This is a genomic window from Oerskovia rustica (assembly GCF_014836555.1).
In the GTDB taxonomy this organism is placed as follows: Bacteria; Actinomycetota; Actinomycetes; order Actinomycetales; family Cellulomonadaceae; genus Oerskovia; species Oerskovia rustica.
In genome coordinates this window covers 81,025-95,639 of record NZ_JACSQQ010000011.1, presented here as the reverse complement: position 1 = coordinate 95,639, position 14,615 = coordinate 81,025, and the positions used below count along the sequence as shown (strand labels likewise).

The window sequence follows — 14,615 nt, the reverse complement described above, 5'->3', positions numbered from 1 at the left end:
AGCATCCTAGGCGCCGGGTCCCACGATCCCGGGATCGGCACGGTCGTCCGGCACACCCGGTGCCCGCCGACGCGGACCTCCGTCGAAGCCCTCCGTCGAACGATGTATGCGCGGCGAGCGAAGATCGGCGAGGTGGGCGACGCCGTCGGGCCTGCACCCGACCAGCATGGACACCATGCCGAGCCTCCTGGAGAACCCGCTGGTCCTGTTGATCCTCGCGTGCGAGGTCGGCTTCTGGGTCGTGCTCGGAGCGGGCCTGATCTCGCGGTACGTGCTGCGCCGGAGGCGGCTCAGCACGGTCCTGCTCCTCTCCGTGCCGCTCATCGACCTGCTGCTCGTGACCGTGTCGATCGCGGACGTCGCGGGCGGGTCGCCGCCCGAGGCCGTGCACGGGCTCGCGGCCGTCTACCTGGGGTTCACGGTCGCGTTCGGGCACTCGATCGTCTCGTGGGCCGACGTCCGCGCCGCGCACTGGTTCGGTGACGGGCCCGCGCCCGTCAAGCCCCCCAAGGACGGCCTGGCGGGGCTCGTGCACGAGATGCGCGAGCTCGGCAAGGCGCTGATCGCCGCCGTGATCGCGCTCGGAGTCATCAGCACCCTGTCGGTCGTCGCGGGCGACGGCCTGCTCCCGCCCGCGCAGTGGCCCGACGACCCGCTGTGGACCTGGGCGCTGCGGGTCTCGGTCGTGCTCGGGGCGTGGGTCGTGTTCGGTCCCGTGTGGGTGCTGCTCGGGCTCGGGAGCGACGCGAAGAAGGACGACTCGAAGGACACCGGTTCGGGGCGGGGCGAGCGAGCCGCTCCGGCCGACTCGGCGGGTCCTGTGGACCCGGTGGACTCGCGGACCCCGGTGGACTCGGTGGGTGGCCACCGGTCGGACGGCGCGTGAGGACGGCGCCGCTGGCCGAACGTGCGGTGGGCGTCTGTCGACCATGCGGTCGTGGTCGGATCCGGGCCGGATCCCGACGCCAACCGCATGCTCGGCAGCGAGGCTGGGCGGGCGGAGGGGCCGGGGTTGGGGTTGGGGCTTGGCGGGAGGGGGCTCAGCCGTCCAGCCAGTCCTTGGCCGCCGCGAGGAGCTCCGCGTCGTCGAGCGACGCGTCGAGCCGCAGCCGCGGGTCGGTCCAGCCTGCGAGCGCCCGGGCACGCTCGGCGAGCGAGTCCCACAAGGGCTCCGGGAGCGAGGGGTACCGCGTGCCCCGGGTCACGAGGCGCTCGCGGTGCAGGTCCTCGTCCGCGAGGTAGACCTCGACGAACCAGAGCCGGGTGGCCGCCCGCGCCGCGAGGTCGACCCACTGCTGCCGGGCCGCGGGGTGGTCGTTGACCGCGTCGACGATCACGGCGTGGCCCAGGAGCAGGTTCTCCTCGGCGGCCGCCTCGACGGCGAGGTACGCGCCCAGGCCCGTGACGTCGTCGTGCACGGCCCCCGCCCGCAGGAACGCGTCCTCGACGGGGTCGACGCTGAGCATCACCGCCCCCAGGTCGCGCGCGAGGAGGCGCGCGAGTCGACTCTTGCCGGTTCCGGGCAGTCCCGCCATGGCGATCAGCACGATCGTGAGACTAGGCCCTCGCCGCCCACAGGGCTCGCTGAACATGCCGCCGGCGTCGGTCGAAGGTGCCGAGAACGGGGTTGAGGCCGCCACCGGACCGGTAGCGACCTCAAACCCGTTTTCGACCGAGGGGGCTACGGCGTCGTCGCTCCTAGCGTGTACGCGCCGGAGCCCGCGTACGCGTTCACCACGTACCGGTAGTACCCGGCGGTCCCTGTGTACGTGATCGCCTCAGCGGCACCGGACGACGTCGACTGCGCGACGTTCGCCCACGTGGACCCGGTCCACTTCTGCAGGTACAGGTCCAGGTCGGTGCCCGCCGGACCGCTCAGGCACACCCGGTGCGCCCCGCTGCCGGCCGTGACGTACGAACCGTTCGGCTGCGCGACCGAGGTCCCGGCCGAGACGCTGCCCTGGTAGGTGCGCGCATAGCCCGGGCACCCGGCCGGCGGCGGCTCGGTGCCCCCACCACCCGAGGTCACGAGCGTGAGCCCGTACGCCCCGAGCGCCTCGTTGACGGGCTGGAAGTACGTCGTCCCGCCCGACGAGCAGTTGCCCGACCCGCCAGAGGTCACGCCCTGCGCCTGGTTGCCCGCGAGGAGCGAGCCGCCCGAGTCGCCCGGCTCGGCGCACACGTTCGTGCGGATGAGCCCAGAGACGGTGCCCTGCGGGTAGGTCACCGAGCTGTTGTAGGCCGCGATGGTCCCGCAGCGCCAGCCCGTCGTGGAACCGGACCGGCAGACGGAGGCCCCCACGGGCGCGGCCGTCGAGCCCGCGACCGCGACGCGCCCGCCGCTGTAGTTGTTGACCGCGCCGACCGGGGTGTTGCCCGCGTCGACCTGTACCCAGGCGTAGTCGTTGCCGGGGAAGCTCGACCCGCGGAACGTGCCGCCCGGCCCGGATGTCCGGGTACCGACCGTGCCGCAGTGCCCAGCCGTGATGAAGCCCCCGTTCACGGCGAAGCCGACCGAGCAGCGTCCGCCCGAGCCCATCGTGTACGCGTTGCCGCCCACCACGTCGATCAGCGGGCGAGGTGCCTCGGTCGTCGTCACGTAGGTGATGGCGCCCGCGGGAACGCCCGCGCTCGCGGCGGCCTGCTCCGCGAGGGCGCGGCCGCCGTCGTGCACGTTGACGACGACCTGGTTGGTCGTGACGTCGACGAACCAGCTCGGCACCGCGGCCGGGTCGGTGAGCTCGCCGTCGAGCGCCGCCTTCCACGTGTCGAGCTCGGCGAGCGTGTGGTCGACGACCACGGGGGTCGCGCCCGCCGCACGGACCTCCTTGGCCTCGGCGTCGTCGGCGACGCCCACGTACAGGGTGTTCTTGGCGGGGTCGACCCAGGCGCCCGCGTAGGCGTCCAGGCTCTCGGCGAGAGCGTCCTCGGTGCTCGCCGCGTCGGACTGGAACGCCAGACGCCTCGTCGCGTCCTTGGCGCTCAGCCCCAGGTCCCGCTGGAGGGCGCGGAGCACCTCGGGCGAGACCTTCGAGGAGGTCTGGGGTGAGATCGTCGGTGCATCGGGGCTGGGTGTCGCCGCGTTCGCGGCGAGCGCTGTGGGTCCGGCAACCATCGCCGTCGCGGCGCACGCCGTGGCGAGCGTCCTCCAGAATGATCGTGCCATCTCGCTGTCCCTTCGTCGGGTCCCGGGATCGCCGGGTGAACGAGGCTCACGCTAGGGAGCGGGAAGCGGGCGGCACAGATGCCAGCCGGGTCATACCGGGGCGTTATGTACGGGTCTCCCCGTAGGTGTCGAGCCAGCACAGGTAGCGCGGGCTGCGGCTCACGGCGTCGTGGTGGGACCGGACGGCGGCGTCGACGAGCACCTCGACGGGCAGGTGCGCCGCGCCCCCGCGCCACCCCACGTAGTGCGCCCACCGCAGCGGCGCACCGTCGAGCGGCACGACCTGCGTGCCCGGGGTGTCGGGGAACGTCGGCTGGACCAGGGCGACCGCGTGCCCGGCCTGGACCAGGTCGATCACGGTCGGGCGGTCGGCCTCGCTCAGGCCCGACGGCGTGAAGCCCGCCCGTGCGCACGCCTGCGCGAAGCAGCGTTCGAAGCAGCCGTCCCCGGGGCCGCTGAGCCACACCTCGTCGGCGAGCTCGCCCAGCGGGACCGACGAGCGGTCGGCGTGCGGGTGCGCGTCCGGCAGCAGCACGAACACGGGGTCGACGTCGACGCGCCACCACGTCACGCCGCCCGTCGTGGGCGGGCTCGCGTCGGAGCACAGACCCACGAGCGCGACGTCGAGCGTGCCCGCCGCGATCTGCTGCGCGGTGTCGTCCACGGACCAGCTCGTGGCGGTCGTGACCCGGACGTCGGGCAGGGCCGTGACGAGGCGGTGCACGAACCGTCCCGCGAGCGCGCTCGCCACGGTCCCGACGCGCAGCGTCCCCGGGCCGTCCTCGTCACGGTTGACGTGCTGCTGGACGTCGTCGAGCAGCGAGGTCATGGCGGGCAGGACCATGCGGGCCCGACCCAGGACGAGCTCACCGAGGGCCGTGGGGTGGGCGCCGCGCTGGTCGCGCGTGAAGACCTGCCCGCCGAGCGAACGGTCGATGCGGTTGAGCTGCGCGGTCAGCGCCGGCTGGGCGATCCCGAGGGCCGCCGCGGCCCGCGTCACGCTCCCGTGGTCCGCGACGGCCACGATCAGCCGCAGGTGACGGAGCTCGAGGTCCATGCGCCTGAAACTAGCGCGGCGGGTGATGTTCCGCGCCTGCGCGGTGCGCGAGCACGGGGTTCCGAGCGGTCGAGCACTGGGTGCAGGTCGCGATCGCCCGGATGGCGACCGCAACCCCGTGCTCGGCAGGTCACCGTCCGGGAGAGCTGCCCATGCGGCGGGCCGCCCGGCGCAGCATCGCGGTCAGCACGGGACCGTGGGCCAGGCGCACGGGGAGGAAGTAGGCGCGCCCCTTCCAGCCGTGCAGACGTACGACGGTCGTGACGCGCACGAGACGAGCGGCGCCGTCGACCCCTACCGCGCAGCGGAAGTCGAGGTGCGTGTCGTCCGCGACGATGAGCGCCTCCTCCCCCTCGACCCGAGAGACGTCGAAGACGCTCTGGTCGCCGCGGCTCACCCCGATGAGCGGGACGAGGGCCTGGCGCAGGACGAACGCGGCACGCACCCACAGGGGCGTCGAACGGACGTCGAAGATCGCGCGGGCCCATGCGGCGGGGTCGGTCGTGGCGCCGTCGGGCAAGGGAACGACCACGACGTCGGCGTGGTCGGGTCGGGGGACGTCCTCGAACGCGAGCGAGGAGAAGTGGGGCTTCACGGGTGCTGCGGTCATGGGATCGCCTTCCTCGAACCGGACCGTACGTCGCCGTACGGTTTCTCCGTACGGTAGCGTACGGAACATGCCGCCGACCACCCGCCTCGACGCCGCCACCTGGGTCGACGCCGCCTACGACGCCTTCACCACCGCCGGGCTCGACGCCGTCAAGGTCGAGCCCGTCGCGCGCGCGCTCGGCGCGACCAAGGGGTCGTTCTACTGGCACTTCGCCGACCGGCAGGCCCTCGTCGACGCCGTCCTCGCCCGCTGGGAGGCCGAGACCGCGCGGATCGTCGAGGAGGTCGAGAACACGCCCGGCAGCCCCGCGGACCAGTTCGCCGCGCTCTTCACCGCCGTGACCCGCCGCCGCTCGCCCCGGACGGGCGAGCAGCTCCTCTACGCGCAGACCGACCTCCCGGGCGTCGCCGCGGCCATGTCCCGCGTCACGGCCCAGCGGCTCGACGTCGTCACGCGCCTCCTGCGCTCGGCAGGCTTCTCGCCCGACGAGGCCCGGGCGCGCGCGACCATCGCGCTCGCGACCGTCGTGGGCGCCGAGCACCTGACGCTCGCGACCCCGGACCTGGCGCCCACGGGGGACGACGCGCGGGCCGTGCGCGAGCTGAGCCTCGCGATGATCCTCGGGCGGGACTGACGGCGGGTCCGAGCGGGGTGCGGCTCAGCCGCCCTGGGCCGCGACCTCGGCGTCGCTGCGCAGGATGCAGAACTCGTTGCCCTCGGGGTCCGCGAGCGTGACCCACCCGGACCCGTCGGGTCGTCGGTGGTCGGCGAGCCTGGTCGCCCCCAGGCCGAGGAGCCGTTCGACCTCCTGCTCGCGCGTCCCGTCGGTGGGCCGCAGGTCCAGGTGGAGCCGGTTCTTGATCTCCTTGCTCTCCGGGACCTCGATGAACAGCAGGCGCCCGCGGGACTCGGCCGGGGCGTGGGTGCCGGCGGGCGGGAAGATCGTGCACTCCTCGTGGCCGGGCAGGTTCGGGTCGTCGGGGTCCTCGACGTAGCCGAGGACCCCGCACCACCAGACCGACTGTGCGTAGGCGTCGCGGGCGTCGAACGTCGTGTGCTGGATGCGAGAGGTCATGGGCTCAACCTAGGGAGGCGCGTCGCCCGCCGCACGGCCTTTCCGGTCGCTGCGGCCGACCACGGAGTTCCGTACGGTCGAGCACGAGGTTGAGGCCGTCATCGCCGGGAGAACGACCTCAACCCCGTGCTCGGCACCCGAGCGTCACGGGAGCAGGAAGCCGTCCCGCACCAGGCCGCGCACCGCAGGGAGCAGCTCGCCCGCGAGGTCGCCGGCCGGGACCTCGAACAGCGACGCGATCGCCCCGATCAGCTGTCCCACGGTGAGCTCTCCGTCGCTCGCCCCGACGAGCGCCGCGAGCCCGGTCGACGCCTGGATCCCCCGCCCCAGACCGTCGCCCTGGCGCACGATCACGACGTTGGGGTCCTCGGCGCCGGGCGTCAGGTAGTGCTCCTCGGTCACGTCGGGAGCCACCGCGAGGCGCGAGGACGCGAGCGTCGCGTCGTCGCGGGCCGCGAGCCAGTCGTGCGCCGCGAGCGAGGCGGCCAGGTGCCCGCCGAGCGGCTGACGCACCGACCCCGTGTGCTCCTCGAGTCGGCGCAGGCTCACCCCGTGCCCCTCGGCGGGCTTGCGGAGCGTGACGATCCCGAAGCCCACGGCCTCGACGTCGCGCGTCGCGAAGTCGTCGAGCCACGCCTCGTACGACGCAGCCCACGCCCCGGGCTCGCGCTCGGGGGTCGTGCCACCGTCACGGATCCACGTCTCGGCGTACTCGGCCGGGTCCAGGACCTCGCGCTGGATGATCCAGCCGTCGAGCCCGGCCTCCTCGAGCCAGGCACCCACGCGCTCGGTCCACGGCTCGCCACGCCGGTGCTCCCAGTTGCCGAGCATCTGCGCGACGCCGCCCGGCGCCAGCACGTCCCCGACGTTCACGATCAGGTCGCGCACCAGGTCGTCGCCCGCGCGGCCCCCGTCGCGGTACTCGTACTCAGGAAGGGCGCTGCTGGTCCCGCCCGGAACACCGCGCGGCGTGATGACGAACGGCGGGTTGGAGACCACGAGGTCGAACTGCTCGCCCGCGACGGGGTCGAGCATCGACCCTTCCCGCAGGTCCAGGCTCACCCCGTCGAGGGCCGCGTTGAACTCGGCGAACCGCAGCGCTCGCCGGGAGATGTCGGTCCCGACGACCGACCGTGCGTGCCGCGAGGCGTGCAGGGCCTGGATGCCGCAGCCGGTCCCGAGGTCGAGCACCCGGTCCACGGGCGTGCGCATCGTGACCTGCGCGAGCGTGATCGAGGCGCCGCCCGCGCCGAGCACGTGGTCGCCTGCGAGGCGTCGCCCGGTCGCGAGCTCGCCCAGGTCGGAGGCCAGCCACCACGTGACCGGACCGGCCGCGTCGGCCGCGGCGTAGGGGCGCAGGTCGAGGAGGGCACGGACGCCGTCGTCGGGCCCGTTGCCCGCCGCGGTCACGAGCCCGAGGCGGGCGGCGCCGTCGGTCCCCACGCCCGGCAGCGCGGCGGCGTGGTCCGCGCGGCGGACCTCGAGGCCCAGCAGGAAGAGCCCCGCGAGGACGGCCCGCGGGTCCTTCCTGCCCGACGACGCCGCACCGGTCGCGTCGTCGAGCGCGGCCCGGGCGACGCGCAGCGCGGGGACGGCCTGCTCGCGGTGCAGGGCCGCGGCCGCGAGCGGACCGAGGAAGTCCTCGACCCCGTCGACCGTGTAGGAGGCGGCCGCGAGGTCGTCGCGCAGCAGCGGCAGGAGGCGTGGGTCGATCGTGGGTTCACCGAGGGACATGCCCCTATCCTCCCCCGGGCGACCCGCGGGGCGCCCGGGCCGCCGACGAGGGGCCGGCCTCACAGCGCGCGCTGCGGGACCGGCCCCTCCGGGACGGCTCTCGGGTCAGGCCTTGCAGTTCTCCGCGGAGAACGTCTCGAGGTTCTTCATCGCGGCGGTCACCTCGTCGCTCTGGATGTCGTCACCGACGGCGGTCGCCTTGTCGACGAACGCCGGGTCGGTCGGGTCGAGGTCGTTCAGCTCGGTGAAGGCCGCCCCGGCGTCGCCCATGGCTCCGGTCAGGACCTTCCAGTCCGCGGCGACGTCGTCGGGGGCGGTGATCTTCTCCATCTCGGCGGCAAGGGTGGTGAAGGCGCCACCGGTGCTCGCGAGGTCCGACGGGTCGACGTCGGCCATGGTGGCGTCGAGGTCCTCGCTGGCCTTGCAGAACGCGGCGACGTCCGCGCCGCCGCCGCTGCACGCGGCGAGGGAGAAGGTCAGGAGGACGGCGGTCGCGATACCGCCGAGGGTCGTGGTCGTGCTCTTTCGGTTGGTCACGGACCCCATCCTGGAGCATTGCTGTGAGCATCGGCGCCAGAATTCGCCCCCTGGGCAGTTCTCCCCATGCGCCTCACGCGCGGCAGGTGGTGTCCAGGTATGCCGTCACACGTGCCGACGCCGCCGTCATGGCGTCCGTGTCGAGGTCCTTGCCCGCGTCGTCGAGCGCCTTGACGATCTCCTTCGGGGAGTCGCTGTCGGCCTTCGCGAGCGCCTTGGCCGCGGTCGAGACGTAGGACGTCACGGTCTTCCAGTCGACCGCGACGTCCGCGGGGGGCTCGACGCTGGTGAGCGCGACCCGGGCGTTCTCGAACCCCGTCACCAGGGTGCGGGGATGGTCCACGCTCATCGACACCTGCGCGGTGTTGGCCGCGGCCCACGCGGCCTCGGTCTCGGCGCAGAACGAGGTGTCGACGGCGGGGTCGGCCGGGGCGGCCGGGTCACCCTCCGCTGCTGCGGCGGCGTCCGCGTCGGCCGCCGACGCCGCGTCGGTCGCAGCGTCGACCGGGGTGCTGGCGGCCGGCGCGGCGGGGGCGCCGGCGGCCGCGGGCGAGGTGGGCGACGCGGCGGACGACTCGGGGTCGCCCCCACCCGAGCAGGCTCCCAGGGCAAGCAGCGCGACGACGGCGAGCGCCGTCGTCGGGCGCAGGAACGAGGTCTTCATCCCTCCATGATGCGGGCTGGAGGCCCTGCACCGAAACTCCCTGGCCCGCGCCGGGACGGCCGGATCGACGCGGAGCGGACGTCCGTCAGCGCTCGGCCGACCCGGTCCCCGACCACCTGCCCCGCGACCGTCACCAGTTCTCCACGGTGGACGACGCCCCCTTGGTCCGGTTTCTCCCTAGGATGACCGCGTGAGCGCGACGCAGCGAGAGACGGTCGGACCCTCCCACGCCACGGGACCGGAGGGCGAGCCCCTCCTCGCCCGCCCCGACACCCCTCCCACCGTCCCCCCGGACCCCACGACCGCCCGACGGCGGAGCACCGACGCGCGCGTCCCCGTCCAGGCCCGCAGCAGCGACCGTCAGCGCTCCATGGTCGACGCCGCCGCACGCCTCCTGCTCGCCGAGGGCTTCCCGGCCGTCACGCACCGACGGGTCGCACGCGCGGCACAGGTCCCACAGGGCTCGGCCTCGTACTACTTCCCGTCGAGCTCCGCGCTCGTCACGGCCGCGGTCGAGGCCGCCGAGGACCTGCGCGGCACCGCGGCGACCGAGAAGGCCGACGGTCTCGCACGTCGCGACCGTTCGACCGCGACGACCGCACGGCTGCTCATCGAGACGTTCTACGCGCCCTCGGTCGACGACCAGGTGGTCGACGTCCGGCTCGACCCCGTGCTCACCGCGATGCGCGACCCCGCGCTGCGCCCCATCCTGCGCGCGAGCCGCCCCCGGCTGCTCGCGGCCCTGCGGACCGTGCTCGAGGCCAGCGGGTACGACCACGTCACCGACGTCGACCTCCTGGGTCACTTCATCGACGCCGCGCTCCTGTCCGCGGCCGCCGACGGGACCGAGGACGTCCTCGACAGGGCGACAGGGACGACGGCGCGGCTGCTGGAGCACTGGCGCTGAGACGGGCGCGACGACCGTCAGGAGACAGCGCGCGCGTGGGGTCGGTTCGACAGAAGGGGGGGGGGGCCCCCCGCGCCCCCCCCTTCCGACGAGATTCCCCCGGTTGGGCCTCAGCTCGTCCGCACGGCCTGCGGCTCCTCCGCCATCTGCTCACGGTCCACGCGCGCCGCGCGCAGCCTCGACAGGATGACGGCTCCGAACGCGATGCCCGCCGCGACCACCGCGATCGCGATGCGCAGCGTGTGGTTGGCGTCCTCGGGGACGCTCAGCAGCACCACGGCCGGGGCGATGAGCACCGAGACCAGGTTCATGACCTTGAGCAGCGGGTTGATCGCCGGACCGGCCGTGTCCTTGAACGGGTCGCCCACGGTGTCGCCGACGACGGTCGCCTCGTGCGCGGGCGATCCCTTGCCGCCGTACGCGCCGTCCTCGACGATCTTCTTCGCGTTGTCCCACGCACCGCCCGAGTTCGCCAGGAAGACCGCCATGAGCACGCCGGCACCGATGGCCCCCGCGAGGAAGCCCGCGAGCGGCCCCACCCCCAGCCCGAAGCCCACCGCGATGGGCGCGAACGCGGCCAGCAGGCCCGGGGTCGCGAGCTCGCGCAGCGAGTCACGGGTGCAGATGTCGACGACCTTGCCGTACTCGGGGCGCTCGTCGTACGTCATGATCCCGGGGTGCTCGCGGAACTGGCGACGCACCTCGTACACGATCGCGCCGGCCGCGCGGGTCACGGCGTCGATCGCGAGCCCCGAGAACAGGAACACGGTCGCGGCGCCGAGGATCACCCCGACCAGGGTGATGGGCGAGATGATCGAGTAGTCGAGCATCGAGACGACGAGCCCGCCGGCCGGGTTCGTGATGTCCGCGAGCGCCCCGCCCACGGCGTCGGCGTAGGACCCGAACAGCGCGGTCGCCGCGAGGACCGCGGTCGCGATCGCGATGCCCTTGGTGATGGCCTTGGTCGTGTTGCCCACGGCGTCGAGGTCCGTGAGGATCTGCGCGGCCTCCGGGTTGCCGTCGCCCGACTCGCCGACGGCCATCTCGTAGATGCCCTGCGCGTTGTCCGAGACGGGCCCGAACGTGTCCATCGCGACGATCACGCCGACCGTCGTCAGGAGCCCGCAGCCCGCGAGCGCGATGAGGAACAGCGACAGCCAGACCGAGCCGCCCGCGATGAGGAAGACGCCGCAGATCGCTGCCGCGATGATGCCCGCGGTGTACACCGCGGACTCGAACCCGACCCCGATCCCGGACAGGACGACCGTGGCCGCACCCGTGCGGGAGGTGGCGGCCACGTGGAGGGTGGGCTTCGACGTCGTGCCCGTGAAGTAGCCCGTGACCCACAGGATGATGCCCGCCAGGACCACGCCGATGAGGACCGCGAGCGCCGCGACCACGCGCGGGTCGCTCGTGACGTCGCCCAGGTCCGCGGTGCCCGACAGCTCGGAGAACGACGACGGCAGGTACACGAACGCCGCGACGCCCGCGAGGACCGCGCCCAGGAGCGCCGAGAGGTAGAAGCCGCGGTAGATCGCCCGCAGGCCGTTCTCGCTGCCGCGCACGCGTGTGACGAAGACGCCCAGCACCGCGACGAACGCGCCGATGGCCGTGACGATCAGCGGGAAGACGAGCCCCTGCTCGCCCATCGCGGCCTTGCCGAGGATGAGGGCCGCGACGAGCATGACGGCGTACGACTCGAAGAGGTCGGCAGCCATGCCCGCGCAGTCGCCCACGTTGTCGCCCACGTTGTCCGCGATGGTCGCGGCGTTGCGCGGGTCATCCTCGGGGATCCCCTGCTCGACCTTGCCCACCAGGTCCGCACCGACGTCCGCCGCCTTGGTGAAGATCCCGCCGCCCACGCGCATGAACATCGCGAGCAGTGCAGCCCCGAACCCGAACCCCTCGAGCACAGCCGGTGCGTCCCCTCGGTACAGCAGCACCACGCCGGCCGCACCGAGCAGGCCTAAACCCACGACGGACATCCCCACCACACCACCGGTCCGGAACGCGACGCGCGCCCCCTCGGCTCGTCCCCCGGGCCGGGTCGCGGCCGAGGCGACGCGCACGTTCGCGCGCACCGCGAGCCACATCCCCAGGTAGCCGATGCACGCCGAGAACCCGGCACCGACGAGGAACGCGACCGACCGGCCCACCTTGATCCCGGCGTCGCCCGGCAGGAGGAACAGCAGACCGAAGACGATCACCGCGAACAGCGCCAGGGTCCGGAACTGCCGGTTGAGGTACGCCGAGGCCCCCTCCTGGATGGCCTGGGCGATGTCCTGCATCTTCGCGGTGCCCTCGGGAGCGGCCAGGACCTGGCGTCTGAGGACGAAGGCGAAGACCAGCGCGGCGAGGCCTATGGCCCCGATCACCGCGACGATCGTGAGACTGGTGGAGCTGAGCGTGAGCATCCGTCCTCCTTGACGACTGCTGGACCGGGATCACCGGCTGGTCCTCCGGCACCCCCGGAGGATGCGCCCGAGTCTAGCCATGTGTGGCGTGCGTCACGAGACGTCGAGAGAGACGTCACGAGGAGGCGCGCCCGACTTCACCCCCAACGATCCACGGGCGCCGAGCGTCATGATCAGTGACACCGCCCACCAGGGGCGGTCGGACGGAAGAAGGGGGGAACGGTGGCCGACTGGGACGACGAGCTCACCGCGCTGAGCAGCCAGCGCGGTGACGCGCTCGTGGGGTACGCCTACCTGCTCTGCGGGAACAGGCGTGACGCGGAGGACGTGGTGCAGGACGCACTCGTCAAGGTGTTCTCGAGGCTCCGCGGAAGGGGCACGACGACGGAGCGGCAGGCGCCGCCCGGCTCGCCCTCGGGCGGGACGCGGCTCTTCATGCTCGACGACACCGCCGACCGGGAGGCGCACCGCCCCGTCGCGCACCTCGAGGGGTACGTGCGCCGGGCGATCCTCACGCTCTACCTCGACGGGTACCGCCGCCGACGGCACTGGCTCGGGCTGAGACATCTCGTCGGTCAGCGGGAGGACGTCGCCGGACCGGAGGCTCCGGCCACGGCCCGTGCCGACACCGCCAGGGCGCTCGCCCGGCTGACTCCGCGGCAGCGGGCGTGCGTCGTGCTCCGGTACTACGAGGACCTGACGGTCCCGCGCATCGCCGAGGAGCTCGGGTGCGCCGAGGGGACGGTCAAGCGTCACCTGTCGGACGCGATGGCCGTCATGCAGCAGACGCTGGGCGCAGCGTCCCCGACGACGGCCTCCGCCGCGGCGACGGCGACCTCCTCTGCACCCTCCGCCGGGTCCACCGCCGCACCCACCGCCTACCCGGCGCCCACAGTCACGGCACAGCGCACGACGAACGGGAGGAACACGAAGTGAGCACCACCGACCACGGCCCCTCGAACCACGAGGACGACCTGGGCCGCGCGCTGCGTGACCTGGTCGACGACGCGTCCCTGCCCGGTCTCGACGCCCACCTCGACGTCGTCCGCGGGCGGACGCGACGCCGTCGGGCAGCGAAGAAGGTCGCCCTCGGGGCGACGACGCTGTGCGTCGCGGGGGCCCTCGGCATCGCCGCGGTCTCGCTCCCGCAGGACGCCCGACCGGAGCCGATCGCACCGGCACGGTCGCCGTCAGCGACCTCCTCGCCAACGCCTGCGTCCCTGCCGACCTTCCCGACGCCGCTCACCGCGCAGGCCCTCGAGTGCCAGCAGCCCGCCCCGACCCCGACGGGCGACCGGCTCCCCGCCCTTCTGAGCATCGACGCGGCCGCGCTGACGGTGCAGAACCTCGAGCTCGTCGACACCACGGTCACGACGACCTTCACCGACGACGCGAGGATCACCCTCGCCGGGGAGAAGTGGTCGGGCGCCTACGTCGTGGTGCAGGACGGGGTGATCGTCAGCTCGCTCCTCCCCCTCCCGGAGACCGACGGCCCCCTCGCCCCGGAGCCGGGTTCCTCGGTCACCCAGGAGCTGAGCGTCGACTCGTTCGCCTCCTGCGACCCTGAGGGGCTCAACGACCACTCGCCCTCGATGCTCCCGGGCGACTACCAGGTGTTCGCGCTGTCCCGGTTCCAGCTCGACTCCTGGGCCCCCGTCGGGCCCGACGGCACCGTGGGACCGGAGACCACAGGAGCGCTGTACGACGGGTGGCTCGTCTCGGAGCCCGTGCCGCTGACGATCACGCCCGCGACGGACACCGATCCTGTCGCGCTCCAGGACGTCCTGCTCACGGACACGTCGGCCGTCTACGCGTCCCTCCGCCAGGCGGCGGAGGCAGGCGACCCCGTGGCTCTCGACCTCCTCGTCGATCCCTCGCGGATCCCCGTGGCCGACGGACCGTACGGGACGTGGACGCTCACCGTCGCCCCGAACGCCAGCACCGGTGAGCGTCAGCGGACGACCAGCGACGACGGCTGGACCCTGGTCCTGCGGGGTGGAGCGCCCTTCTCCGCCCCGGCGCCGTCGGGCCTGGCCTTCTCCCGCTTCGTCGGGACCTACGACGTGCTGGTGGACGACTCGGGAGCGACCCCGACCATCAGCCTCCAGGTGATCGAAGGAGGGATGGCCGTCGAGGCCCCGGCGACCAAGGATCGAGAAGTCTGCGACGCCTACATCGACGCGAGCAGAGGCGTCGACACCGCTGGCGGCCCCCTGGGCACGTACATGGACGACCTCGTCCTGCTCGCCGGAGACACGGTTCCTGCCGCGGACTCTTCGCTCTACCGGGAGCTGCGAGCACGGTGGATCAGCTCCCCCAGCGCCTGGTGGTCCATCGTCCATGGCGTGGACCTGATGCGTACGACGGACGTCGGCGGAGACTCCCTCGCCCTGATCTGCGAAGGATCCTGACCCCGCCCCCCCGGGCCGCGGCCCCGCTCACCCCACGGTG

General features: G+C 73.4%; 14 protein-coding genes. 5 read left to right on the top strand and 9 right to left on the bottom strand.

Translation table 11 applies throughout. The annotated features are described in order from the left end of the window. Positions 1-175: 175 nt before the first annotated feature. A complete protein-coding gene (locus tag H9652_RS08455; protein ID WP_191795862.1) occupies positions 176-886 on the top strand; it encodes a hypothetical protein in 711 nt (236 codons plus the stop codon). Between the two features lie 154 nt (positions 887-1,040). On the opposite strand, the gene H9652_RS08450 is transcribed toward H9652_RS08455, so the two are convergent. From H9652_RS08450 to H9652_RS08435, 4 genes are all read right to left on the bottom strand, one after another. Further along, on the bottom strand, positions 1,041-1,547 hold the full coding sequence (locus tag H9652_RS08450; RefSeq protein WP_191795861.1) for an AAA family ATPase: 507 nt from the start codon (positions 1,545-1,547) through the stop codon (positions 1,041-1,043). A gap of 134 nt (positions 1,548-1,681) precedes the next feature. Beyond that, positions 1,682-3,166 carry a S1 family peptidase gene (locus tag H9652_RS08445; RefSeq protein ID WP_191795860.1) on the bottom strand — a complete coding sequence of 495 codons (1,485 nt, stop codon included), beginning with the start codon at positions 3,164-3,166 and terminating at the stop codon, positions 1,682-1,684. Positions 3,167-3,269: 103 nt separating this feature from the next. Then, the gene (locus H9652_RS08440; RefSeq protein ID WP_191795859.1) at positions 3,270-4,223 is read right to left on the bottom strand and encodes a LysR family transcriptional regulator; all 954 of its coding nucleotides are present in this window, start codon (positions 4,221-4,223) and stop codon (positions 3,270-3,272) included. Between the two features lie 130 nt (positions 4,224-4,353). After that, entirely contained in the window at positions 4,354-4,833 is a 480-nt protein-coding gene (locus H9652_RS08435) for a DUF2867 domain-containing protein (protein ID WP_191795858.1), read from the bottom strand. A 67-nt stretch (positions 4,834-4,900) separates the two neighbouring features. Between H9652_RS08435 and H9652_RS08430 the strand changes: the two genes are divergently transcribed. After that, complete coding sequence (locus H9652_RS08430; protein WP_191795857.1) at positions 4,901-5,467, top strand: TetR/AcrR family transcriptional regulator; 567 nt, start codon at positions 4,901-4,903, stop codon at positions 5,465-5,467. A 24-nt stretch (positions 5,468-5,491) separates the two neighbouring features. Here the strand turns inward: H9652_RS08430 and H9652_RS08425 are convergent, their stop codons facing one another. The 4 genes from H9652_RS08425 to H9652_RS08410 all read right to left on the bottom strand — a co-directional run bounded on the left by H9652_RS08425 (position 5,492) and on the right by H9652_RS08410 (position 8,843). Next, positions 5,492-5,908, bottom strand: a complete 417-nt coding sequence (locus tag H9652_RS08425; protein WP_191795856.1) for a VOC family protein — start codon at positions 5,906-5,908, stop codon at positions 5,492-5,494. 144 nt (positions 5,909-6,052) lie between these two features. Next, complete coding sequence (locus H9652_RS08420) at positions 6,053-7,642, bottom strand: DUF7059 domain-containing protein (RefSeq protein ID WP_191795855.1); 1,590 nt, start codon at positions 7,640-7,642, stop codon at positions 6,053-6,055. Between the two features lie 105 nt (positions 7,643-7,747). Beyond that, positions 7,748-8,179, bottom strand: coding sequence for a hypothetical protein (locus tag H9652_RS08415; protein WP_191795854.1), 432 nt, complete (start codon positions 8,177-8,179; stop codon positions 7,748-7,750). Between the two features lie 73 nt (positions 8,180-8,252). Next, a complete protein-coding gene (locus tag H9652_RS08410) occupies positions 8,253-8,843 on the bottom strand; it encodes a hypothetical protein (protein WP_191795853.1) in 591 nt (196 codons plus the stop codon). A 190-nt stretch (positions 8,844-9,033) separates the two neighbouring features. Between H9652_RS08410 and H9652_RS08405 the strand changes: the two genes are divergently transcribed. Then, positions 9,034-9,750, top strand: a complete 717-nt coding sequence (locus H9652_RS08405; RefSeq protein WP_191795852.1) for a TetR/AcrR family transcriptional regulator — start codon at positions 9,034-9,036, stop codon at positions 9,748-9,750. 110 nt (positions 9,751-9,860) lie between these two features. On the opposite strand, the gene H9652_RS08400 is transcribed toward H9652_RS08405, so the two are convergent. Next, positions 9,861-12,164 (bottom strand): sodium-translocating pyrophosphatase, encoded by a 2,304-nt coding sequence (locus H9652_RS08400; protein ID WP_191795851.1) that lies wholly within the window; start codon positions 12,162-12,164, stop codon positions 9,861-9,863. 222 nt (positions 12,165-12,386) lie between these two features. Between H9652_RS08400 and H9652_RS08395 the strand changes: the two genes are divergently transcribed. Both H9652_RS08395 and H9652_RS08390 read left to right on the top strand, forming a co-directional pair. Continuing rightward, positions 12,387-13,100, top strand: coding sequence for a sigma-70 family RNA polymerase sigma factor (locus tag H9652_RS08395; RefSeq protein ID WP_191795850.1), 714 nt, complete (start codon positions 12,387-12,389; stop codon positions 13,098-13,100). Then, positions 13,097-14,575: a hypothetical protein gene (locus H9652_RS08390; protein WP_191795849.1), complete on the top strand. Its 1,479-nt coding sequence runs from the start codon at positions 13,097-13,099 to the stop codon at positions 14,573-14,575. Before H9652_RS08395 ends, H9652_RS08390 begins: the two co-directional genes overlap by 4 nt. Positions 14,576-14,615: the final 40 nt, after the last annotated feature.